Source organism: Pseudorhodobacter sp. W20_MBD10_FR17, from assembly GCF_052119765.1.
In the GTDB taxonomy this organism is placed as follows: Bacteria; Pseudomonadota; Alphaproteobacteria; order Rhodobacterales; family Rhodobacteraceae; genus Pseudorhodobacter.
The window spans coordinates 129,136-152,310 of the sequence record NZ_JBGQOQ010000010.1; the positions used below are offsets into that span (position 1 = coordinate 129,136).

Sequence of the window (23,175 nt, forward strand, 5' to 3'; positions counted from 1 at the left end):
ACAATCACGCCATATTGGGATGATTAACAGTTTGGCATGAAGGTTAAAGCACCGCTAACCAAGTTTGCAGTGCCGAGACCATCACCCAGATAACAGGCGGACTTGTGATGACATTGGTAGCAGCAAACACTCTGAACGGCGCGAACCACTTTGGCGGTCGTTTCTTTGCACCAAGCATGGCACAGAAAATTGCGACGGTGATCGAAGATAAGGTGCGCGCACCTTACATGATCGCCCTTGCAGCATATCTGGTTGGCGCAAGCATCACCGACGTTGTTCCAGCAAGTTTTGCTTTCGCCGCTGGTGTTGTTGCGTTTATGGCTGCGGTTGGCTTTGATGCCATTCAAGGCGACGCGGTTTCCACCCCTGTAAACCCGCTGGCTGCACGTTTGGCTGCAGCGCAGGCCAAGAATGACGCACTTGCCGCTGCTTTGCAGGTTGTGCAGGCCCGTCTGAACCAATCGGCTGCAGAGCGCGAAAGCCTAGCAGTTGAGCTGAACATTGACCCGCTGACCGGCCTGCAAAACCGTCGTGGCCTTGATGCTGCATTCGCGCAGCACGGCACAGATACAGTTATGGCCTTGCTGGACATTGACCACTTTAAGAAAATCAACGACACCTTGGGCCATGACGCTGGCGACCGTGTATTGCGCGACTTTGCAACCCGCCTGCGCGCTGCCCTGAACGATAGCCTGCCTGTTTACCGTATCGGTGGCGAAGAGTTTGTGGTTCTGTTCCCACAGGCTGAAATGGAAACTGTTGCAGCACTGTTGGCCGATTTCCGGGCCGACCTGAAAACCTCTAACGTGGTACGCAACGACGACGCGATCACTGTTTCCTTCTCGGCTGGCTTGGCGATGGTTGAAGATGCGGCACAAACTTTCGACGCTGTTTTCAAGCAGGCTGATGAAAGACTGTACAACGCCAAGTTGACCGGACGCGCTAAAACTGTATTTACTGATGAAGTTGCCTGTGAAGCGGATGCCATCGCAGCCTAAGATCTGCATGGTATACCGTCGGATCAGGGGCAAAAGGGCCTAGATCAGATGAAAGACGTCATGGATGAGGCGCTGCCAGTTGCGAACCTAAACCCGGCGATGGGTGGCCCGCTAGAGCCAATGGCGGGCATCCTGTCCTTGATGAGCGATCTGGTGGCATTGACAGATAACGACGGGTTCATCACTTGGGTCAATTCCGCCTTTGAACGTCGCAGCGGCTATGCCTTAGACGAAGCAATTGGCCGCCATATCAGCGACATAACCATTGGACATGCCAGCGACCGTACAACTTTTGCCGATGTATCACGGGCGTTTGCCAAAAGAGAGGCGTGCAGTGGCGAGACAACCTACGCCTCGAAAAACGGCATTATGTATAGAGTCAGCTTTGACCTGAAGCCGATGCAAAACGAAATGGGCGTGCCAACCGGCTTTTTGTTCATGCACCGCGACATCACAAACCAACGCGAACTTGAATCATCGCTGCGCAGTGAGCGATATTTTTTGACCAGAATGATCGACACAGGGGTGTCTGCGGTCGCGGCCTTTGATTCGGTCGGGCGCTGTGTGTTTGCCAATTCCGAGGCCCGTGACATTCTGGATAGCCTAACTCGTGCAGAACGGCTGTGCGCCGCGTCTTGGCCGCTTCGCAGGATTACCGCCGAGCCGCTTGAACTAGACGGCGAAGGCAGCAAAGCCGATGACGAATTTGAGGATGAGCCCGAAGAGCTGCCCTTTGCGCGGGTTATGCGGACAGGCAAACCGCTGCATGGAATGGTCATAGAGCTGCTGGTGCCGGGTACGGCCCGCCGGGTCTTCTCGGTAAATGCGGCCCCGCTGCGCGACAGTGAAACCGCCGCAAGCGTTGTGATGGCCCTAACCGACATTACGGCCCGGTTTGAGGCCGAAGCCGCACGACGACGCACAGCCATTCAGGCCCAGTTTGATGCACGCCATGATGATTTGACCGGCCTGCCCAACGGGCGGTATTTTAACAGCGCGCTGGCCAAAGCAGTGGCTCCGTTGACGGTTATCTTGATCGACATTGACAACTTTCGCAGCATTCGCTCGGTCCTTGGGCGGCGGACGGGCGACGCGTTGCTCTGTGCGTTTGGCGAACGACTTGCGCAGGTCCTGAACGCACGCGGCTTTTTGGCGCGTAGTGAGGGCAATGCTTTTTCCGTTCGTCTGGACAGTGCGACACCCCAAGCCGTTGAGGATTTAGCGCAAGAGTTCCGCAATGCGTTGCAACATGCGTTTATCCTAGAAGAAATCACCGTCTATGCCACAGCCAGCATGGGCATAAGCTATCACGCGGCGGGTTCGGTTGGCGAAGCGGGCGCGAATAATAGCCTGCTGCGGCAAGCCGAAATCGCCAATTTCGCCGCAAAAACAGCAGGCGGCAACCGGCTGGCCTATTACAACACAGCGATGGATACCCGTTTGTCGCGACGCAACGTGATTGTCCAAGCCTTGCGGCGTGCCTTGCAAGAAAACCAGTTTGAACTGGCCTTTCAGCCAAAATTTGCCATGCCGTCCGTCTTGGGCGCGCATGGCGTTCCCCTACAACTGATCGGGTCCGAGGCCTTGCTGCGTTGGAATGCCCCCGATTTGGGCCGCGTCAGCCCGGAAGAGTTTATCCCGATCGCCGAAGCCGCTGGTGTAATCTCGGATATTGATTTTCATGTGATGGGTATTTTTGCCCGTCAACTGGGCCGTTGGCGTGCCGCAGGGCTGCACGCCCCTGCCAGCATTAACCTGTCTCCGCGCAGTTTTGAAGATTGCACGCTCGCGCCGCGGCTGCTCGAATTGTTGGATGGCGAAGGCGTTGCAGCCGAGACAGTCACCGTTGAAATCACCGAAACCTCGTTAATATCCATGTCCGAGGCCGCGCTGGCGAATATTAACCAATTGCGGCAAGCAGGGGTGCATCTGTCGATTGATGATTTTGGCACGGGCTATTCTTCGTTCAGCTATCTGCAAAAGCTGATCGTATCCGAGATCAAGATCGACAGAAGTTTCATTCACCTGCTGACAGCCGACGACAATGGCGAAGACACCGAAAACTATCATGGTACGCGCATGATTGTGCGCAGTATTTTGGCGCTTGCCCGCACCTTGGGCATTCGTGCCATAGCGGAAGGCGTGGAAAACGCAGAACAACTTGCGTGGCTGCAACAAGAGGGCTGCCATTCCATTCAGGGCTTTTTGGGGGGCCGCGCCGTCAGCGCCGACACGTTTGAGCGCACCTATCTGCACCGCCCAAACGAAGCGAAACCGGCCCCTTAAAACGCAGCAAGATCGGATCTCAATTTCGCCTATGTTTTGATCAATGCCGATTAAAAACAAATCATACGCATAAATTCTTTGCGAAACCTGCATCAAACCCCAGCATCCCTGCTGCCTACTGTCATCAGCTATCCTATGCCAACAGGCAGGAGTACGCGCAATGCAGATGGCGGCCATCAACACGAGTATGCAGCGCAGCCACGGGCAGGCGGCGGTTCGGTTTGCGATGCACGCCGGCACAACACGGTTGCAAGATTTACATCAAAGCGGCAGCGGCAAGGCCATTATGCCACGCCGGTTTGATGGCACCGCAGAGGTGGTTTTCCTGAACACATCGGGCGGGATTACCGATGGCGACAGCCTGCGTTTTGACATGCAGATTGGCGCAGGTGCGCAAGTGACGGCGACCACCCAAACCGCCGAACGCGCCTATGCCAGCCGTGGCGCTGCGGGCGTGGCTGCGGTCTCGGCGCAGGTCGGCCCTGCGGCGCGGCTCGACTGGTTGCCGCAAGAAACCATCCTGTTTGAAAACTGCCATTTACAGCGCGATACAACCATCGATCTGGCCGCTGATGCCACCTGCCTGCTATGTGAAAGCGTTGTTCTGGGCCGCCATGCGATGGGCGAAGAGCCCAAAGACGCGCGCCTTACCGATCGCCGCATGATCCGGCGCGACGGGCGGCCTGTGTGGGCCGAAACCGTGCAGATTGATGCGAACTTTCTGGCACACCACAGCCCCGCTTTACTTGGCCCCGCGCGGGCCTATGCCGTGATTGCGCTGATATCAGCGAATGCCGTTGATGCGCTTCCAGCCTTGCGCGCGGCGCTGGATGTGCCGGGCACACAGGCTGCGGCCTCGGCTTGGGGCGGTAAATGTGTGCTGCGTATTTTGGCCCGCGACAGCTGGCCGATGAAGAAACAAATCGCCAAAGCCCTTGGGGCGTTGCGGGCAGGCCCCCTGCCCCGCGTCTGGCAAATGTAGGACCCTGATATGAACCTAACCCCCCGTGAACGTGAGAAACTTCTTGTATCGGTCGCTGCAATGGTCGCCCGTAACCGCCTTGCGCGTGGCGTCAAGCTGAACCACCCCGAGGCGATTGCCCTAATCACCGATTTCGTGGTCGAAGGCGCGCGCGACGGGCGTTCTGTCGCCGATCTGATGCAAGCCGGTGCGCATGTGATCACCGCCGACCAATGTATGCAAGGCATCCCCGAGATGATCCATTCCGTGCAGGTTGAGGCCACCTTTCCCGATGGCACCAAACTTGTCACCGTCCATCACCCCATTCGCTAAGAGGCCCATCATGAAAACACTTTTCACCCTGTTCGCCCTGCTGCCAACCGCTGTTTTCGCCCACACAGGCGACCACAGCCACACCAGCTTTTTCGCCAACCTCCGGCATTTGGCAACCGAGCCTGACCATCTGGTGATGCTGATCGCAGCGATTGCCGTGGCGATTGTGATCTATCTGCGCAAAGGCCGCTCACAATGATTCCCGGGCAGGTTTTCCCAGCCGAGGGCGAGATAGAGATTAACGCGGGCCAGCAATCGGTGGTGTTAATGGTGGCCAATACCGGCGACCGGCCTGTGCAAGTGGGTAGCCATTATCATTTTGCCGAAACCAACCCCGGTCTGCACTTTGACCGCACAGCGGCGCACGGGCTACGGCTGGATATAGCCGCCGGCACCGCCGTTCGGTTTGAACCGGGCCAAAGCCGCGAAGTGCGCCTGACGCCGATCTTGGGTGCGCGGCGTGTGTTTGGCTTCAACGGCCTCGTTATGGGAGATTTGTAAATGTCCACTCGCATTGCCCGCGCCGACTATGCCGCGATGTATGGCCCCACGACGGGCGATCGCCTGCGTCTTGGCGATACCGATTTGATAATTGAAGTTGAACGCGATCTGACGACCTATGGCGAAGAGGTGAAATTCGGCGGCGGCAAGGTTATTCGTGATGGCATGGGCCAATCACAGGTGTCGCGCGCAGGCGGCGCCGTGGATACGGTGATCACCAATGCGCTGATCGTTGACCATTCCGGCATCTACAAGGCCGATGTGGGCCTGCGCGACGGGCTGATTTACAAAATCGGCAAAGCGGGCAACCCCGACACGCAGCCAAATGTGAACATCATCATCGGGCCGGGCACCGAGGTGATCGCAGGCGAGGGCCGGATTTTGACGGCGGGCGGAATGGATGCGCATATCCATTTCATCTGCCCACAACAGGCCGAAGATGCACTGCATTCGGGCCTGACCACGATGCTGGGCGGCGGCACTGGCCCCGCGCATGGCACGCTGGCCACAACCTGCACCCCCGGCCCGTGGCATATCGGCCGGATGTTGCAGGCATTGGACAGTATTCCGATGAACTTTGGCCTGTCGGGTAAAGGCAACGCCAGCCAGCCCGAGGCTTTGGTTGAAATGGTCAATGCGGGTGCTTGTGCGTTGAAACTGCACGAAGATTGGGGTACCACCCCCGCCGCGATTGATTGCTGCTTATCGGTCGCGGACGATATGGATGTGCAGGTGATGATCCACACCGACACGCTGAACGAATCCGGTTTTGTGGAAAATACGCTGGCCGCGATTAAGGGCCGCACGATCCACGCCTTTCACACCGAAGGTGCGGGCGGGGGCCATGCGCCTGATATTTTGCGCGTTGTCGGGCATGAAAACATCATCCCATCCTCTACCAACCCCACGATGCCCTACACCGCCAACACGGTCGAGGAACACCTCGATATGCTGATGGTCTGCCATCATCTTGACCGCTCTATCCCCGAAGATGTCGCCTTTGCAGAAAGCCGAATTCGCCGTGAAACGATTGCGGCCGAGGATATTTTGCACGATATGGGCGCGCTTTCGATCCTGTCATCCGACAGTCAGGCGATGGGCCGGATTGGTGAGGTGATCACCCGTACGTGGCAAACTGCACATAAAATGAAGGTGCAACGCGGGCGGCTGGACACCGAGACTGGCGAAAACGACAACATGCGCGTGCGCCGCTACATTGCGAAGTATACCATCAACCCCGCGATTGCCCACGGGATTTCAACCCATATCGGCAGTATCGCCGAAGGTAAGCGCGCCGATTTGGTGCTGTGGAACCCTGCGTTTTTCGGCGCCAAGCCGGAAATGGTGCTGATGGGTGGCATGATCGCCGTGGCGCAAATGGGCGATCCGAACGGCTCTATCCCTGTGCAGCCGATGTATTCGCGCCCGATGTTTGGCGCGTTGGGGCGGGCGATGCAGGCCAGCACGGCCACCTTTGTTTCGGCGGCTGCGGCGGGTGACGTGGCTGCGCGTTTGGGGCTGCAAAAAACGGTTCTGGCCGTTCAAAACACCCGCAATATTGGCAAGGCTGATATGATCCACAACGCCACCCGCCCACAGATTGAGGTGAACCCCGAGACCTATGAAGTGCGGGCCGATGGTGTGTTGCTAACCTGCGAGGCGGCCAAAGAACTGCCTCTGGCGCAACGTTACTTCTTGTTTTAAGGGACTGATATGATTGGAAACCTTACCGCGCATATCGTGCACCGCAAAGCCGGTTCTGCTTTGGACGAGTCTGTCACGCTCGACTATGCCGAACGGTTTTTGCGCCGAAAACGGCTGGTCACCAACACGGGCCGCGCATTTCTGATTGATCTGGCCGAGACCACCAGCCTTGATGATGGTGACGCGCTGGAATTGGCGGATGGCACGAAAATCGGTATCGCGGCGGCGCTGGAACCGGTGGTCAAAGTGACAGGCGACCTGCCCCGCCTTGCGTGGCACATCGGCAACCGCCACACGCCGTGCCAGATTTGCGCCGACCATTTGGTCATTCGCCGCGACCATGTGTTAGAAGCGATGTTAAAGGGTCTGGGTGCGCAGATGACCATTGCGATGGGGCCGTTTTGCCCCGAGGGTGGTGCCTATGGCCATGGCCGCACGATGGGCCATGACCACGGGCCTGAGCTGGGTTCAGGTATCAAAGACCATTTTCATGCCCACTCTCACAGCTAACCCGCTGGATCGTTTGCGGCTGGTGCAATGGCTTTCGCCCAGCTTTCCTATTGGGGCCTTTGCCTATAGCCAAGGGCTGGAGCAGGCGATCACCGATGGCGCGGTCACATCGCCCGAGACGCTGGAAAATTGGGTGCGGGCCACGCTGAGCTTTGGCTCGGGGCGGATGGATGCGATTTTTCTGGCCCATGCCCGCGCGCCCGATGCCGATATTTCGGCGCTTGCCGATCTCGCCTGCGCCTATGCCGCCAGCGCCGAGCGGATGTTAGAAATGACAGAACAAGGCCGCGCCTTTGGCCGCACGATTGAGGCGCTGACGGGCGAGGCGCAACCCGCCCTGCCCTATGCCTTGGCCGTGGGCTATGCGACGCGGGATTTGCAGGTCTCGACTGAGGAAGTTTTGCAAATCTGGCTGCAAGGCCTTGCTGCACAGCAAATCGCGGCAGCGGTGAAATTTATGCCCTTGGGCCAGACCAGCGGCCAAACGGTGCTGGCAAATCTGGCCGCCACTATTTTGGCACTGGCGCAAACCTGTGCCACCGCCCCGCAAAGCGCCCTAAGCAGCACCAGCTTTGGGGCCGATATGGCGCAGATGCGGCACGAAACTATGGATGTAAGGATATTTCGATCATGAAAAGCCCAAATGGCCCGCTTCGGGTTGGTATCGGCGGCCCTGTGGGCGCTGGCAAAACCACGTTGACGGAAAAGCTGTGCGCCGCACTGGCCAATCGCTGTTCGATGGCCGTTATCACCAATGACATCTACACGCGTGAGGATGCCGATTACCTGATGCGCGCCCAAGTGTTGCCTGCCAACCGCATTCGCGGTGTCGAAACGGGGGGCTGCCCGCACACCGCCATTCGCGAGGATGCCAGCATCAACCTTGCCGCGATTGCCGACTTGCGTAACGAATTTGACGACCTCGACCTGATCTTAATTGAATCGGGCGGCGATAACCTTGCCGCCACCTTTAGCCCTGAACTGGCCGATCTGACGATCTATGTGATCGACACGGCGGCAGGGCAGGATATTCCACGCAAACGTGGGCCGGGGGTGACACGGTCCGACCTGCTTGTGGTCAATAAAACCGATCTTGCGCCCTATGTCGGCGTGGATTTGACGTTGCTAGAGCAAGATACAAAGGCCGCGCGCAAAGATCTGCCCTTTGTACTGGCCCGTTTGCGCAGTGGCCAAGGCGTGCAAGAGGTGATCGACTTCCTGCTAGCCGAGGGCGGGCTGCCGCTGAGCGAGTCGCTATAGCCCAAGATGTTGTATGGTACGCGCCCATTTCTCTGTATAGTAAATGCACAATTTCTGCGCTGCAGCATCGATATATGCCCAAAAAATAACCAACACCTCTGATGTGCCGAAAATTTAGCCGAAAACCCCAGCCCTACGTTGAAGAAGCGATGCACTTGGCCTTTGCTACAGGTGCTCGGGCCACCAACGGCCAAGGCAGGTGTGCGGCAGGGAATTGCTTGGACGGCGTCCCCACCGCACGGGTGCAACAAAAGCTGCTCTCTTAGTATGGCCATTCCTTGCAAAAAGGAAAAGGCCGCAGAGAGCCTAATAGGGAAGTACAAAATGAAATTATCCAGACGCGCATTTTTGGCCACCAGCATTGCCGCATTTACCGCGCCGGTTGTGGCATTTGCCCAAGAAGAAACCATCAAAATCGGGGTGTTGCATTCCCTCTCGGGCACGATGGCGATTTCGGAAACCACGCTAAAAGACACGATGCTGATGCTGATTGAGGCACAAAATGCCAAAGGCGGCCTCTTGGGCAAAAAGCTGGAGGCGGTCGTGGTTGACCCAGCCTCCGACTGGCCACTGTTTGCCGAAAAAGCGCGTGAGTTGATTACGGTTTCCAATGTTGACGTGATGTTCGGTTGCTGGACGTCCGTAAGCCGCAAATCGGTTCTGCCAGTGATCGAAGAGCTGAACGGCCTGTTGTTCTATCCTGTGCAGTATGAAGGCGAGGAATCGTCGAAAAACGTATTCTACACCGGTGCCGCGCCAAACCAGCAGGCTATTCCGGCGGTTGACTACTTCCTTGACGAACTGGGGATTGAAAAATTTGCCCTGCTCGGCACCGATTACGTCTACCCACGCACCACCAACAACATCCTTGAGGCCTATCTGATGTCGAAAGGCATCGCCAAAGAGGATATCTTTGTGAACTACACCCCATTCGGCCATTCGGATTGGTCGAAAATTGTGGGCGATGTGGTTGGCCTTGGTGCTGATGGCAAAAAGGTTGGCGTTATTTCCACCATCAACGGCGATGCAAATATCGGCTTTTACAAAGAGCTGGCAGCAGCAGGTGTAACCGCGGATAAGCTGCCTGTTGTTGCCTTCTCGGTTGGTGAAGAAGAGCTTTCGGGTCTGGATACCAGCAACCTTGTTGGGCACTTGGCAGCTTGGAACTACTTCATGTCGGCAGATACCCCTGAAAACGCGGCGTTTATTGCCGATTGGAAAGCCTTTATCAAAGACGACAAGCGCGTAACCAATGACCCGATGGAAGCCCATTATATCGGCTTTAACATGTGGGTAAACGCGGTCACCGCAGCGGGCACCACCGATGTTGACGCCGTATCAGACGCGATGATCGGGCAAACCTTCCCGAACCTGACAGGCGGAATGTCGGAAATGCTGCCGAACCACCACCTGACCAAGCCTGTGTTGATCGGTGAAATCCGCGCCGATGGCCAGTTTGACATCATCAGCCAAACCGACCCTGTTCCCGGCGATGCCTGGACTGATTTCTTGCCAGAATCGGCGGTGCTTGAAGCCGATTGGAAAGACCTGAAATGCGGCATGTATAACACCGAGACCAAAACCTGCGTTCAGTTGACCTCGAACTACTGACCTACCCGGAGGGGGCCGAACTGGCCCCTTCCCACCCCCAATTCATGGAAAATTCATATGCGGGTTTTGCCCTTTGTTCTGGCCGTTCTGGCTTGGGTGTTTTTTGGCGCCCTAGCCACTGTACAGGCCGAAACCGCCCAATCGGTTCTGACCACGAACACTGCTTTGGTGGAAAGGGCCTCGCGTCAAACCATTTCACCGGTGATCGCGGCGCTGGTAGACAGCGGCGATGAAGCTGTGCCTGCGATATTAGAGGCATGGGCCGATAAACGGTTGGGCCTGCGCAAGGCCGATGCGGTTTATCTGCTGATCACGGCCGAGGGCGACAGCTATGCGACCCGCAGCCTTGATGGCCAAGATTTGGGCCTTACGCCAAAATCCGAGATTACCGAGTTGAAGCCAAACGCAGGTGTGCGCGGCTTGATCGCAACCGCTCTGGTGCAGTTTAACCTTTCGGCCAAAGACGCAGGCAAACGCGCGGCGGCGCTCGATTCCATCGCGACAGACCCTACCCCCGACGCTCTAACGCCTCTGCGCGCCTCAATTGAGGGGGAACCAGACGCTGCGCTAAAAGCCCAGAAGCTGCGTCTGGAACGCTTGCTGACCTTGCGGTTCGACCCCGATTCAGCGGCGCGTGTTGCCGCTATCGAAAGCTTTGGCGCGGATACGCAGCTCGATTTGCGCGCCGCCCTGAACCCTTTGTTGTCGACAAAGCGCATCGCCGTTGAAGGCGCCCTGCCCGATGGCGCCAACATTGCGAACACCTTGAAAATGGGGCCAGACTTTACAGCCGTTCAGGCCTATGCCTTGCTGGTTGATGCGGGCTTGGTGCCTGCACGGCTGACAGTCGCCGATCAACGCGCAACCTTGTTGAGCAACCTGAAGGACGGGTTTGTCGGCGGCGTGCCCTTGGCCGAGTTGAACACCCAGGCCGCCCGCGACCGCGCCTATACCGCGCTGGAAGAGCAAGGCATTGCACGGATTGCCGCAACCGAAGACGAAATTGCGGCCACGCTGGGCAAGTATAAATTCCTTGATATCTATGATGAACGCGACGCCGCTGTGACCGATGCGGCACGTGACGCCCTGCGCGGCATCGACGAAAAAGTAGGCTTTATGCGCGCCGCCGATTTGGCGTTGGATGGGCTGTCTTTGGCTTCCATTTACTTTTTGGCCGCTATTGGCCTTGCCATTACCTTTGGCGTGATGGGCGTTATCAACATGGCGCATGGCGAGTTTATCACCATCGGCGCCTATACTGGCTATGTCGTGCAGCAATGGATCACCGATTACACCGTTTCAATCATCGTGGCCCTGCCGTTGGCTTTTGCCATCACCTTTGGCCTTGGTGTCGCGATGGAGCGGCTGGTGATCAGGTTCTTGTATAAACGTCCGTTGGAAACACTGCTGGCCACCTTCGGAATTTCCATCGCACTGCAACAAATTCTAAAAAACATCTTTGGCACACAGGCCCGCCCGCTGACGTCTCCGGCGTGGTTGGATGGGGCTTGGGTGCTGAATGATGTGGTCTCGATCAGCTATATCCGCGTGGCGATTTTCGTGCTGGCGCTGCTGTTTCTGGGCGTATTTCTGTGGATTATGAAGCGCACACGACTGGGCCTAGAGGTCCGCGCTGTGACCCAAAACCCGACAATGGCGGCAAGCATGGGCATCAACCCAGACCGCATCAATATGCTGACTTTTGGCATCGGGTCGGGCATCGCAGGCATTGCGGGTGTGGCGATTGGGCTGTTTGCCAAGGTCACCTCTGAACTTGGCAGCGATTATATCGTGCAAAGCTTTATGACAGTGGTTGTGGGTGGCGTTGGCAACATCTGGGGTGCGCTGGCTGGGGCCACGATGATCGGCGGTTTGCAAAAAACGATTGAGTGGCTGAACCCGTCCAACACACTGGCCGCCCAGACCTATATGATCTTGTTTATCATCCTCTTTATCCAATTCCGCCCGCGGGGCATCATTGCCCTTAAGGGCCGCGCGGCAGGAGATTGATCATGCTTTTCCTTAAATCCAAACCCTCATTGGTCGTCGTTATTGCAACTCTTGTGGTGTTCTCGCTGCTGGTCACGGTCCTGTCCGAAGGCTATGGCACCGGCGCGCTTTCCACCTCGTTTATCAAGACCTTAGGCAAAACTTTGTGCCTTTGCCTTGCGGCGCTGGCGATGGATCTGGTCTGGGGCTATGCGGGCATCCTTAGCCTTGGCCACATGGCGTTTTTCGCGCTTGGCGGCTATATGATCGGCATGTGGCTGATGTATGCACGGACGGCGGAGATTGTGACAACCGCCCTTGCAGGCGGGCTGCCTGCCACCCCCGCCGAAATACAAGACGGGATTACCAGTCAGATTTTCGGCGTGGTTGGCACGTCGGATTTGCCGTTCATCTGGGGCTTTGCCCATAGCTTTCCACTGCAAATAATGCTGGTGGTTTTGGTACCGGGCCTTTTGGCGCTGTGCTTTGGCTGGCTGGCGTTTCGGGCGCGGGTGACGGGGGTTTACCTGTCGATCCTGACCCAAGCGATGACGCTGGCCTTGGCGCTGTACCTCTTTCAAAACGATTCCGGCCTACGTGGCAACAACGGCTTGTCAGGCCTGCAAAACCTTCCGGGCCTCTCTGACATCAGCCAAGGCAGCTTGTCGATGTGGTTCTTTTGGGCTTCGGCTGCGGCATTGGGTTTGGCCTATGTGCTGATCACTTGGATCGTGTCGGGCAAGTTCGGCTCGGTCATCCGCGCCATCCGCGATGATGAGGCGCGTGTGCGGTTTCTGGGCTATTCGGTCGAAGGGTATAAGCTGTTTATCTTCACCCTCACGGCCGTGATCTGCGCCCTTGCAGGCGCGCTTTACTACCCCCAAGCTGGTATCATCAACCCGGCCGAACTGGCCCCCACCGCATCGATTTATCTGGCGGTTTGGGTGGCAATTGGCGGACGTGGACGGCTTTACGGCGCGGTCATTGGCGCGGCCTTTGTGTCGCTGCTGTCGAGCTGGTTCACCGGCGGGCGGGCTCCGTCTATCCCGCTAGGGTTTGGCACGCTGAACTGGGTCGATTGGTGGCAGGTGCTGCTGGGCCTGTCGTTTGTGCTGGTCACATTGTTCGCGCCCAAAGGCATCGGCGGGCTGTTTGACAGTCTTGCGGGCTTGCGCACTCCCAACCGCCGCGGTGCACCACTCGGCCCCGATGATGGCAGCTTGCAAGAAAAAGAGGCCCTAAAATGAGTGCATTGCTAGAGGTTTCCGGCGCTTGCGTCAGCTTTGACGGCTTTCGGGCCATCAACAACCTGACCTTCACGATCGGCTCGCAAGAGCTGCGCGCGATCATCGGGCCGAACGGCGCGGGCAAATCCACCTTTATGGATATCGTCACTGGCAAAACCCGCCCCGACAGCGGCAGCGTGATGTTTGGCGAAAAATCTACATCCTTGCTGAAACTGTCTGAGGCCCAAATCGCGCGTATCGGCGTTGGCCGCAAATTCCAGCGCCCCACGGTGTTCGAAGACCAGACCGTCACCGAAAACCTGACCCTCGCGCTAAAGGCCGCGCGCAGCCCGTGGCGGGTTTTGATGTGGCGCAAGGCCAGCGCGGATGTGGCGCGCATCGCGGATTTGGCCACACAGGTCGGGCTTGGCAGGCATTTGGACCGCAAATCAGGTGAGCTAAGCCACGGCCAAAAGCAATGGCTGGAAATCGCAATGCTGCTGGCGCAAGAGCCGCGGCTGTTGTTGGTCGATGAACCCGCAGCAGGCATGACACCGGCCGAGCGTGAACTGACAACCGCCCTGCTGGTAGACATTGCCAAAACCCGCGCAGTGGTGGTCGTCGAACATGATATGGAATTTGTGCGTCGCCTGAATTGCAAAGTCACCGTGCTGCATGAAGGTGCGGTTTTGGCCGAAGGCTCATTGGACCACGTGACCAAAAACCAACAGGTTATCGATGTCTATCTGGGGCGCGGCGAATGAAAAATGGATCAAAAACATGATTGAAACCAAAGGCCTAACCCTGCATTACGGCAGTTCTCAAATCCTGCATGGTATTGATTTTTCTGCCAAAGCGGGTGAGGTGACCTGCATCATGGGCACCAATGGCGTTGGCAAAACCAGCTTTCTAAAGGCGTTGGCCGGGACGCACCCAAGGTCGGGTGGCAGCATTGAATTGGCGGGCAAACCCTTGGGCCTGCACCGCCCGCAAGACATGGCGCATATGGGCGTTTCCATCGTGCCACAGGGACGGATGATCTTTCCTTTGCTAACTGTGCGCGAAAATCTGGAAACGGCGTTTTCCGTTTTGCCCAAGGCGGAACATGCCATTCCGGACGAGGTATTTGAACTGTTTCCAGTTTTGCGCGAAATGCAAAACCGGCGCGGTGGCGACCTTTCGGGCGGGCAGCAACAGCAATTGGCGATTGCCCGTGCGATGATCATGCGCCCCAAGGTGTTGCTGCTGGATGAACCGACCGAGGGCATTCAGCCCAACATCATTCAGCAAATCGGGCGGGTGATTGAATACCTAAAGGGCAAAGGCGATATGGCGATTGTGATGGTCGAACAATACTTTGATTTCGCCTATGGGCTGGCCGATCAGATCTATGTTTTGCGCCGTGGCGAGGTGGCGATTAAGGGCGCAAAAATCCAGCTGGAACGTACGCAACTGCGGGCCGAGGTTTCGGTTTAAGCGCCTTCAGTCGCCGCCGATAAACCCGCCTGATTGGCGGTCCCACAGCATCGCATAAAGGCCGCCTGCCGCCAGCAATTCAGCATGTGTGCCTTGCTCGGCAATTTGGCCCGCCTCAAGCACGATAATGCGGTCCATTTCGGCAATCCTAGACAGCCGGTGCGGCCTTTGCTGTCGGTCAACTCAAGGATGAATGCATGCGCGCGGGTCTCGAGGTCATAAAACCGTAAGATCAGGTTGACCAAGGTTGATTTTCCCGCACCCGATGGCCCGACCAACCCCACCTTTTCACCCGCGCCAATCGTTAGGTTGATGCCGTTCAACCCACCACGGCCTTTGCCATAATGGTGCTGCACACCTTGGTTCGAAATCTGACCCGCTGTGACCTGCAATGCAGGTGCATTCACGTCAAACGGCAGGGTAAATGGCTGGCTAATGGTACGCAGCGCCTCACGCACAGAGCCGACTTGCTCAAAGATCGACCACACCGCCTGCGAAACCCAATCGGCCATCGTGGTAATCCGCAACGACAGCGCAACCGCAGCACTGACCAAGCCAATCGTCGCCCCGCCTTGCATCCACAGCCAAATACCATAGCCAACAAAACCGCCATGATAATGCCTTCCAGCCACACCGTTATGGTGCGCAGGCCTACGCTGATTTGGCGCGCAGCAAACAGCGTGACCCGTGTTTCCTCTAACCCTTTCAGGTGTTCGGCCTCAATATCCTCGCGGCGGGCAAACAGGCTGACGGTATCAAAATTGGAAAACGCATCCACAACCCCATCCAAAAGCGCCGATTTTGACGCCATAAAGGTCTCCATCGCGAGGACCATGCGCGGGATAATCACGACCATCAAAGTGACATACAGAATCAGCCAAACCAGCAAAGGCAGCGCCAGCCGAATATCGGTATCCGCCATAAAAGTGACAACGCCGACCATATAAACAAGGCCAAAGGCCACCGCGTTTAACGAATGATAAATCACATTCGACGCATAATTACCGATAAGGACCAACCGCGATGCCGTGCGGCCAGCCAGATCCTCTTGGAACCAACCAACCGATTGCTTGATCAAATGGTCATGCGCGCGCCAGCGGACCAAGTTGGCCGCGTTGCACTGCAACCCGATGTCTTTTACCGCATGGCGGGCAAACTGTGCGATGGGGCGGATCAGCACGACCATCACCCCAGCCCCAAGCAGGCTGGCGCGGTGGGTCTGCCAAATCTCGGCGGGTGGCGTATCGGACAGCATATCGATCAGCCGCCCCGCATAACCGATCAGCCACACCTCAATCACCGCCGAAAGAACCGTGACCAGCACGCTAAGCCCCAACACCCAGCGCAGCGGGTAAAGATGCGACCGCAGATATGGCCAGACCTGCCCCGCAGGCGGTGCGCCGGTGCCGTGGTCATAAGGATCGGCTAGGTTAAGCGCAGCCCGCGTGATGCGGTCATAGGGTTTGAACATGGCGCAATTGCCGCGCCCAATGGTTTTGGGATGCGGCCCTTCCTGAAAGAATATGGGACTGCACCGCGTTGCGGCGCAGATTTAAGTTTTTACGCAGCAGCTAGGCCTGTCAATAGTTCCACATCGTGCCGTCTTGCAGGCGCACAACAGGGTGGCTGCCGGGTTTATAGCTGTACCGGGCGCCTTCTTTTTCATCGAAATCAACGCCAAGGCCGGGCGCATCACTGACATAAACCATTCCGTTTTCCATCCGGTGATCAGACGGGAACAGCGCGTCACATTCAGGCGTCCCGAGCACGAGATATTCCTGAATCCCGAAATTGGGTGCCCAAGCATTCAGGTGCGCCTGCGCCGCCATGCACAGCGGCGAATGGCTGGGCGCGCCGTGAAAACCGGTGCGCACATGGTGCAGCCCTGCCAGATCAACGATGCGTTTGGTAGGCGTGATGCCGCCCGCATAAGTAACCGCAAGGCGGATAAAGTCGATTAACTCATTCTCAATCAACTTGTTGCAATCATAGACCGAGTTGAACACCTCACCAATTGCCACGGGCACGGTAGAATGCTGGCGCAGCAGGCGCAGGGCGTCTTGGTCTTCGGCAGGGGTCGGGTCCTCTAACCAATACAGGCCAACGGGTTCAACCGCCTTGGCAAATTCGGCCGCCTCTCGCGGGGTTAGGCGGTGGTGCACATCGTGGAGGATTTTCAGATCGGGACCAAACCGCGCCCGAATTTCGGCCAGCGCGCCGGGCATATAGCGCATATAGCGCTCGCTATCCCAAATCTCGACCTTGGGGCATATACCACTGAAATCGCTGATGTAATGCTTACCCTCACCCTTGTTTTCCGGCACTGCATAGCTGGCGCTTGGCATGCCCGGAATGCCGCATTGCACGCGCACGGCCTTATAGCCCTGCTCGACGTAATGCGAAATCGAGTCCATCAGATCCTCTAGGTCCGATCCGGTTGCATGGGCGTACACCAATGCGCCATCACGGCTTTTTCCGCCGAACAGCTGGTACAATGGCATGTTCGCCAGCTTGCCCTTAATATCCCACAGCGCCATATCAATGGCGCCGTAAGCTGCCATCGCAATCGGGCCACGCCGGAAATAGGCGCCACGGTACAAAAACTGCCAAATATCCTCACTGCGGCGCGGGTCCATGCCGATCAACGCGGGGATAAGATAGTCTTGCAAATAGGCGGCGGGCAAGGTTTCGCGGTTGTTCAGCGTGGCATCGCCAAGCCCGTAAACCCCTTGATCCGTCATAATTTTCAGCGTGACGTAATTCTTGCCCGGACCGCCCACAAAGACTTTTGCACCCGTGATTTTCATCGCCGCCCCCTATGCTTTCAAGTCTGACAGGTCGGTCCAATTGTCGGCCGAACGGATGATTTCAATGATCTGCTGATACTGGCTGCCCTCGGCAAAGGTCGGATAAGGCGCGACGCCCTCACCCGAAATATCGCGCACGAATTCGCGCGCAAGATAGTGCCAGCATTGCTCGGTCTCGCCCGACACATCGGCAATAGCGTCGGTGATATGCTGCGGAAGCGGCAGATCAACCCACTGTTTATCGGCCCCATAAAGCGAAAGCTGGCCGCTGCCGTAATGGCCCCTCAGGTAGATTGCGCCCTTGGTGCCGTAAAAGACAATGTGATCTTCGCGGAAACGCGGCACCAAACCGCCGTGTTTGAACAGCACGGAAACCGGGTTTTCGGCAAACGGGCTCTCCATCTGTGCCATCACGGTATAGGACCACTCAACATTGCTGTCCCCCCATTTTAGCGCTGGGTCCGTCAGGTCTTTGGGTATGAAATTGCGCCGCGTGGCAAAGTTATGCACGCCCTCGACAATCGGCGCGCGGCCCATATCATCGCGCACCTCGCCATTGATCCGCAGAATTTTCTCGCCCACGACCGAGGCCACAATCGACAAAGTATGCGTGAAGTTATTGTTCAACCGACCGCCACCCTGTTCGGCGCGGTGCGACCAACCAAAGGGAATCTCACGCTCGAGGTTGAAATGCGAGATGCATTCAACCTCGGTGGGTTCACCAATCGCGCCAGAGGCGACCAATTCCTTTGCGTGCAAAACACTTGGCGCATAGCGAAAGCTAGCAGCATAGGCCGTCTTGATGCCTTTTTGCTGCGCCAAGCGGTACAATTCCTGTGCGGTTTCGGCGCTATGGGTCATCGGCTTGTCACAAAACACGTGGCAGCCAAAAGCAATAGCCTGCTTGATCGGCTCATAATGTGCGCCGCCGGGTGTTGCGATGGATACGATATCAGGCTGGCAATCGGTCAAAGCGGCTTGCCAATCTGTACCCGAATACGGGATCGCCATTTTGGCAGCCACTTCGGCCACAACACTGGGAGTACGGCCAACGATGCCAACGACATCACAGCCCGCAGCCCGAAATGCATCTGCGTGACCCTGCCCCGCAAAGCCGGTTCCAGAAATCAAGACCTTCAAACCGTGGTTCATAAACCTGCCCTCCAAATTGGTTGACTAGTATGGTAATTGCGATTGAACCGCATGACAATCTTGAATTGCCAGTCGGCATCCAACAGCCCAGAGATTCTGCTGCCCGCACGCGCGCTATACCTATAGATCGCGGCTTGGATGCCAACACAGACATTACCGAAAGGTTTTTAGGCTGAGCGTTTCTAATGACTTACTTGCCAAAACACTGCTTTCCTTTGCACCAATACATGCCATCTTGGTCCTGTGAATTATTTCCTGAAAACTTGCAGAAAGGTTCTGGACGTCCGCGAAACAGCTTGCTATACGCCTCGAAGTGTTCCGGCGTAGCTCAGCGGTAGAGCAAGCGACTGTTAATCGCTTGGCCGTAGGTTCGATCCCTACCGCCGGAGCCAATTTCAACATAAGTTGTTGAAAAAACCTAACGAAGCCATAGTTTGGCTTCGTGGGTAAGGCATTGTACCGCTGCCTTTCATCCCTGTCCAAACGCAATCGGACACCAACATACATCCTCAGACGCAATCGCCTGCCTGCCAGCGGATCATCCGCCCTTTGCTTGCATGTAAGTCCATTGGCCAGTGCGATACGCACCGCAATCTTTGCAAAATTCGCCTGTCCGGTTCAGTTCCATAGGTCATCTCCTGTGTTGCAGGGAATGTTAACAAATGAGCGGTATCAAACCGCGGCAGCTCCTCTTCGTCACATCAGATCACGACAGCGTGATTGGCTGTCACACATGTAACATAGGCCGCCCCCCAACGAACTGACCGAAGCATAACAAAAGGATGGTAACCATGTTCAAAATGACAACCCTCGCCCTTGCTTTTAGCATTGGGATGATCGGCACGGCCTTTGCTGGTGAGCAATACGTCGATAAAACCGGCTTTGCGGTGTCGGGCTATGACGTCGTGTCTTATTTCGATTTACCCCAGTCCCAGATTGGCCAGCCGCAGCAATCCCCGCTGGCGGGCAAATCATCCATCACAACCGACTATAACGGTGCAAAATTCGCATTCGCTAATGAGGCAAACCGTGATCGCTTTTTGGCCAATCCTGCGGAATTTGCACCGCAATACGACGGCCACTGCGCTTATGGCGTTGCTCAGGGAGGAAAAGTCCCCGGTAATCCAACATTGTGGCGCATCGTTGACAATAAACTCTATCTGAACATCACCAAAAATGTGGTCGGGTTTTGGGAAGCGGACATCCCCGGCAATCTGACCGAAGCGAATGGAAAATGGGGCGACCTAGAACCCAAAGAAGCGTCTCATGCCAAAATTCCAGACTTTTCATCTTCGGCTCCTGTCGCGAATTGATTGGACACGCAAAAGCGATGACTGCAACACCTGCCTCTGAGACCACCGCGCAGACCCTTAAGGGTCTGCGCGTCCTTGATCTGTCGCGTATTCTGGCGGGACCGACGGCGACCCAGTTACTTGCTGATCTGGGTGCTGAGGTTATAAAAATCGAGCGCCCCGGCAAAGGCGATGACACGCGTGGTTGGGGCCCCCCTTTTATGACCGATGCGGCAGGGGCCGACACGCGCGAAAGCGCCTATTACCTGTCGGCGAACCGTGGCAAGCAATCCGTCGCCATTAACATCGCAGATCCGCAAGGGCAGGCGCTGATTGCAAGCCTTGCGGCTAAGGCCGACATTTTGGTAGAAAATTTCAAAGCCGGCGATCTTGCGCGCTATGGGTTGGATTATGCGACGCTTGCCGCCATCAATCCACGACTGATCTACTGTTCAATTTCGGGCTTTGGCCAAACTGGGCCGAATGCGGACAGGGCGGGATATGACTTTTTGGTCCAAGGCGAGGCTGGGCTGATGAGCCTGACCGGAGAGCCTGACCGCCCGCCGATGAAAGCGGGGGTGGGCATCGCCGATTTGATGTGTGGCATGTATGCGGTTGTCGGTATTCTGGCAGCGGTTCAGGCCCGCCATAACAGCGGCCAAGGTCAGCATATCGATATTGCCCTGATGGATACCCAAGTGGCCATGCTGGTCAATCAAGGGGTTGCACATCTGACCGATGGGCAAATCCCACCACGGCGGGGAAATGACCACCCGACGATCGTGCCCTACGGCACGTTTCCGGCCAGCGATGGCGATTTTATTCTGGCAATTGGCAATGATACACAGTTCGCCCGCTTTGCCGAATTGGCCGGTGCGCCGGGCTTGGCACAGGATGACCGCTTTGCCACCAATGCCGCGCGCGTGCGCAACCGTGCCGTTTTGATCGGCCTTGTCGCGGGCCTGACAGCGGGCAAAACGGCGGCAGACTGGCTTGCTGCTTGCGCGGCGCATGGCATCCCTGCTGGCCCGATAAATGATCTGTCACAGGTCTTTTCCAGCCCGCAGGTGGCCGCACGGGGCATGAAGGTGCAAATGCCGCATCCGACCGCGGGCAAAGGCACTGTCGACTTGATCGGGAACCCGTTGAAACTATCTAAAACACCTATCTGCTATACCAAGGCCCCACCCACGCTTGGGGCCGATACACATGCGGTTCTCCAAGACCATCTTGGCCTTGGCACGGCAGAGTTGCTTGCCCTACAAGACGCAGGCGTGATTGAAGGAACACCCCTCGAATGACCTCTATTCTGACTGGGGCCGATATCATCGGCCAATCGCTTGCAAACGCTGGCGTCACCCACGCCTTTGGCATCCCCGGAGGCGAGGTGCTGGCGGTGATGCAAGGGCTTGATGCTGCGGGCCTTCGGTTCATGCTGGTCAAACACGAAAACGGCGGTGGCTTTATTGCCGAGGGGCTGTGGCACATGACGGGCGCGCTGCCCGTTCTGGTGGCCACGTTGGGGCCCGGTGTCGCCAATGCGGTGAATGTGGTGGCCAATGCGATGCAAGACCGTGTGCCCATGATCTTTTTGACAGGCTGCGTCGATGCGGCCGAGGCAGAAACCTATACCCATCAGGTTTTTGACCACCAAGCGATGCTGCGTCCCGTGGTCAAAGGCAGCTTTCGTTTGACGCAGGGGGCAGTCGCTGTCGGCATGGCCAAGGCGATTGCGCTGGCGCGTTCGGGCCAACCCGGCCCTGTGCATGTTGATGTGCCGATTGGCGTGGCCGAGGCGTTATCGTCTGAAACCGTCCTGCCCCCGATTGCCAGCACACCCGCAGGCCTACCCCCTGTAACAGCCCTGAACGCGGCGCTGGCAGTGCTTACGCAGTCAAAGCGGCCCTTGGCCATTGCCGGTGTTGACGCCGTGAATGACGCGGCTGGCCCCGAGATCACCCGCTTTTGCCATGACCATAACATCCCCTTGATCACCACCTACAAAGGCAAGGGGCTGATGGATGAGGCGGATCCGCTGTGCCTTGGCGGTGCAGGGCTGTCGCCCAAAGCAGATGGCATTTTGATGCCGCTTATGGCGCAGGCCGATTGCATTTTGTTGCTGGGATATGACCCGATCGAAATGCGGATCGGTTGGCGTAACCCGTGGAGAAACGGGCAAAGCATCATCGAAATCACCGGCCAAGCGCGCAGCCACGGCATGCACCACGCCCAGCATGTGTTGATCGGTAGCCTAAGCGAAACCCTGCCCGCGTTGCGACACAGCGCCCCGCCGCGCTGGCCCGATGCTGCGCCCGCCACCGCACGCGCAGCCCTTGCCGCAGCATTTTCCGCGCCTGCCCATTGGGGGCCGCATCAGGTCTTTGATACCTTGCGCCGCGTCATGCCGCCCGAAACGGTCATCACCGCCGATAGTGGCGCACACCGCATTTTGGTCAGCCAGATGTGGGACAGCCCCAGCCCGCGCGGCATGCTGCAATCATCGGGCCTGTGCACGATGGCCTGCGCAGTGCCTTTGGCCGCTGGGGCCAAACTGGGCCGCCCGGACGTGCCGGTTTTGGCCTTTGTCGGCGATGCCGGGCTGGAAATGGGCGCGGGAGAGCTGGCCTCGCTGACGGCGCATGGCCTGAACATCGTCATCTGCGTGCTGGTGGATGACAGCCTGTCCTTGATCGAGATGAAACAACGCGGCACACAGCGGCCCAATCTAGGGGTGGATTTTGGCGGCCCCGGCTATGCTACCGATTTCCCGACCCTTGCCCGCGCGTTCGGCGGACACGGCGTCGCGGTCACAGATGCCGATGCCTTGGCATCCGAGGCGGCTGCCGCCTTAACGCGCGATCAATTCACCCTGATTGCAGCGCATATTCCCCGCCGCGCCTATGACGGTGCTTTTTAGGGCATTTTCAGGCCGAACAATCACAGGGTGGTGTGATGTGTGAAACAAACGCCCAACCTTGTAACAATGCACGCCCCCCTCTCGAACCGCAATTTGAACACCCTGCACGCCGGCGCGTGCAGGCCGGTATTTTGTTATGAAAAAAGGTTTGC

The 23,175-nt window shown here is 57.3% G+C and carries 22 protein-coding genes, 1 tRNA gene and 1 pseudogene; 19 read left to right on the plus strand and 5 right to left on the minus strand.

Features of this window, described 5'->3' with window-relative positions; genetic code table 11:
- Nucleotides 1-107 precede the first annotated feature (107 nt).
- The 15 genes from ACEN2J_RS09115 to urtE all read left to right on the plus strand — a co-directional run bounded on the left by ACEN2J_RS09115 (nt 108) and on the right by urtE (nt 14,855).
- On the plus strand, nt 108-998 hold the full coding sequence (locus ACEN2J_RS09115; RefSeq protein ID WP_442105161.1) for a GGDEF domain-containing protein: 891 nt from the start codon (nt 108-110) through the stop codon (nt 996-998).
- Nucleotides 999-1,046: 48 nt separating this feature from the next.
- Nucleotides 1,047-3,284, plus strand: coding sequence for an EAL domain-containing protein (locus ACEN2J_RS09120; RefSeq protein WP_442105163.1), 2,238 nt, complete (start codon nt 1,047-1,049; stop codon nt 3,282-3,284).
- A 160-nt stretch (nt 3,285-3,444) separates the two neighbouring features.
- The gene (locus ACEN2J_RS09125; RefSeq protein ID WP_442105165.1) at nt 3,445-4,266 is read left to right on the plus strand and encodes an urease accessory protein UreD; all 822 of its coding nucleotides are present in this window, start codon (nt 3,445-3,447) and stop codon (nt 4,264-4,266) included.
- A 9-nt stretch (nt 4,267-4,275) separates the two neighbouring features.
- Complete coding sequence (locus ACEN2J_RS09130; RefSeq protein ID WP_442105167.1) at nt 4,276-4,578, plus strand: urease subunit gamma; 303 nt, start codon at nt 4,276-4,278, stop codon at nt 4,576-4,578.
- A gap of 10 nt (nt 4,579-4,588) precedes the next feature.
- Nucleotides 4,589-4,777 carry a HupE/UreJ family protein gene (locus tag ACEN2J_RS09135; RefSeq protein ID WP_442105169.1) on the plus strand — a complete coding sequence of 63 codons (189 nt, stop codon included), beginning with the start codon at nt 4,589-4,591 and terminating at the stop codon, nt 4,775-4,777.
- A complete protein-coding gene (locus ACEN2J_RS09140) occupies nt 4,774-5,079 on the plus strand; it encodes an urease subunit beta (protein ID WP_442105171.1) in 306 nt (101 codons plus the stop codon). Before ACEN2J_RS09135 ends, ACEN2J_RS09140 begins: the two co-directional genes overlap by 4 nt.
- Nucleotides 5,080-6,783, plus strand: a complete 1,704-nt coding sequence (ureC, locus tag ACEN2J_RS09145; RefSeq protein WP_442105173.1) for an urease subunit alpha — start codon at nt 5,080-5,082, stop codon at nt 6,781-6,783.
- Nucleotides 6,784-6,792: 9 nt separating this feature from the next.
- On the plus strand, nt 6,793-7,293 hold the full coding sequence (locus ACEN2J_RS09150) for an urease accessory protein UreE (RefSeq protein ID WP_442105175.1): 501 nt from the start codon (nt 6,793-6,795) through the stop codon (nt 7,291-7,293).
- Nucleotides 7,274-7,927, plus strand: a complete 654-nt coding sequence (locus ACEN2J_RS09155; RefSeq protein WP_442105177.1) for an urease accessory protein UreF — start codon at nt 7,274-7,276, stop codon at nt 7,925-7,927. The genes ACEN2J_RS09150 and ACEN2J_RS09155 overlap by 20 nt, the downstream gene beginning before the upstream one ends.
- Complete coding sequence (ureG, locus tag ACEN2J_RS09160; protein ID WP_442105179.1) at nt 7,924-8,553, plus strand: urease accessory protein UreG; 630 nt, start codon at nt 7,924-7,926, stop codon at nt 8,551-8,553. The genes ACEN2J_RS09155 and ureG overlap by 4 nt, the downstream gene beginning before the upstream one ends.
- Nucleotides 8,554-8,877: 324 nt before the next feature.
- The gene (gene urtA, locus ACEN2J_RS09165; RefSeq protein WP_442105181.1) at nt 8,878-10,164 is read left to right on the plus strand and encodes an urea ABC transporter substrate-binding protein; all 1,287 of its coding nucleotides are present in this window, start codon (nt 8,878-8,880) and stop codon (nt 10,162-10,164) included.
- 66 nt (nt 10,165-10,230) lie between these two features.
- Nucleotides 10,231-12,174 (plus strand): urea ABC transporter permease subunit UrtB, encoded by a 1,944-nt coding sequence (gene urtB, locus ACEN2J_RS09170; protein WP_442105225.1) that lies wholly within the window; start codon nt 10,231-10,233, stop codon nt 12,172-12,174.
- A gap of 2 nt (nt 12,175-12,176) precedes the next feature.
- On the plus strand, nt 12,177-13,400 hold the full coding sequence (urtC, locus tag ACEN2J_RS09175) for an urea ABC transporter permease subunit UrtC (protein WP_442105183.1): 1,224 nt from the start codon (nt 12,177-12,179) through the stop codon (nt 13,398-13,400).
- Nucleotides 13,397-14,143 (plus strand): urea ABC transporter ATP-binding protein UrtD, encoded by a 747-nt coding sequence (gene urtD / locus ACEN2J_RS09180; protein ID WP_442105185.1) that lies wholly within the window; start codon nt 13,397-13,399, stop codon nt 14,141-14,143. Before urtC ends, urtD begins: the two co-directional genes overlap by 4 nt.
- Before the next feature lie 16 nt (nt 14,144-14,159).
- Nucleotides 14,160-14,855 (plus strand): urea ABC transporter ATP-binding subunit UrtE, encoded by a 696-nt coding sequence (urtE, locus tag ACEN2J_RS09185; protein WP_442105187.1) that lies wholly within the window; start codon nt 14,160-14,162, stop codon nt 14,853-14,855.
- A gap of 6 nt (nt 14,856-14,861) precedes the next feature.
- Here urtE and ACEN2J_RS09190 read toward each other — a convergent pair whose 3' ends face one another.
- The 5 genes and pseudogenes from ACEN2J_RS09190 to ACEN2J_RS09210 form a co-directional block, all read right to left on the minus strand.
- Complete coding sequence (locus ACEN2J_RS09190) at nt 14,862-14,993, minus strand: hypothetical protein (RefSeq protein WP_442105227.1); 132 nt, start codon at nt 14,991-14,993, stop codon at nt 14,862-14,864.
- A gap of 128 nt (nt 14,994-15,121) precedes the next feature.
- Nucleotides 15,122-15,367: pseudogene (locus tag ACEN2J_RS09195) on the minus strand (multidrug ABC transporter ATP-binding protein); the annotation flags it as partial.
- Nucleotides 15,259-16,326 (minus strand): ABC transporter transmembrane domain-containing protein, encoded by a 1,068-nt coding sequence (locus tag ACEN2J_RS09200; RefSeq protein WP_442105189.1) that lies wholly within the window; start codon nt 16,324-16,326, stop codon nt 15,259-15,261. The gene ACEN2J_RS09200 and the pseudogene ACEN2J_RS09195, both read right to left, overlap by 109 nt.
- A gap of 109 nt (nt 16,327-16,435) precedes the next feature.
- Nucleotides 16,436-17,662, minus strand: coding sequence for a D-mannonate dehydratase ManD (gene manD, locus ACEN2J_RS09205; protein WP_442105191.1), 1,227 nt, complete (start codon nt 17,660-17,662; stop codon nt 16,436-16,438).
- 9 nt (nt 17,663-17,671) lie between these two features.
- Nucleotides 17,672-18,814 (minus strand): Gfo/Idh/MocA family protein, encoded by a 1,143-nt coding sequence (locus tag ACEN2J_RS09210; protein ID WP_442105193.1) that lies wholly within the window; start codon nt 18,812-18,814, stop codon nt 17,672-17,674.
- Between the two features lie 317 nt (nt 18,815-19,131).
- Here ACEN2J_RS09210 and ACEN2J_RS09215 point away from each other — a divergent pair.
- The 4 genes from ACEN2J_RS09215 (at nt 19,132) to ACEN2J_RS09230 (ending at nt 23,023) form a co-directional block, all read left to right on the plus strand.
- Nucleotides 19,132-19,206: transfer RNA gene (locus ACEN2J_RS09215), tRNA-Asn, on the plus strand.
- A gap of 441 nt (nt 19,207-19,647) precedes the next feature.
- Nucleotides 19,648-20,127 (plus strand): YHS domain-containing (seleno)protein, encoded by a 480-nt coding sequence (locus ACEN2J_RS09220; RefSeq protein WP_442105195.1) that lies wholly within the window; start codon nt 19,648-19,650, stop codon nt 20,125-20,127.
- Nucleotides 20,128-20,144: 17 nt separating this feature from the next.
- Nucleotides 20,145-21,407 carry a CaiB/BaiF CoA transferase family protein gene (locus ACEN2J_RS09225; protein WP_442105197.1) on the plus strand — a complete coding sequence of 421 codons (1,263 nt, stop codon included), beginning with the start codon at nt 20,145-20,147 and terminating at the stop codon, nt 21,405-21,407.
- Complete coding sequence (locus ACEN2J_RS09230) at nt 21,404-23,023, plus strand: thiamine pyrophosphate-binding protein (protein WP_442105199.1); 1,620 nt, start codon at nt 21,404-21,406, stop codon at nt 23,021-23,023. Before ACEN2J_RS09225 ends, ACEN2J_RS09230 begins: the two co-directional genes overlap by 4 nt.
- Nucleotides 23,024-23,175: the final 152 nt, after the last annotated feature.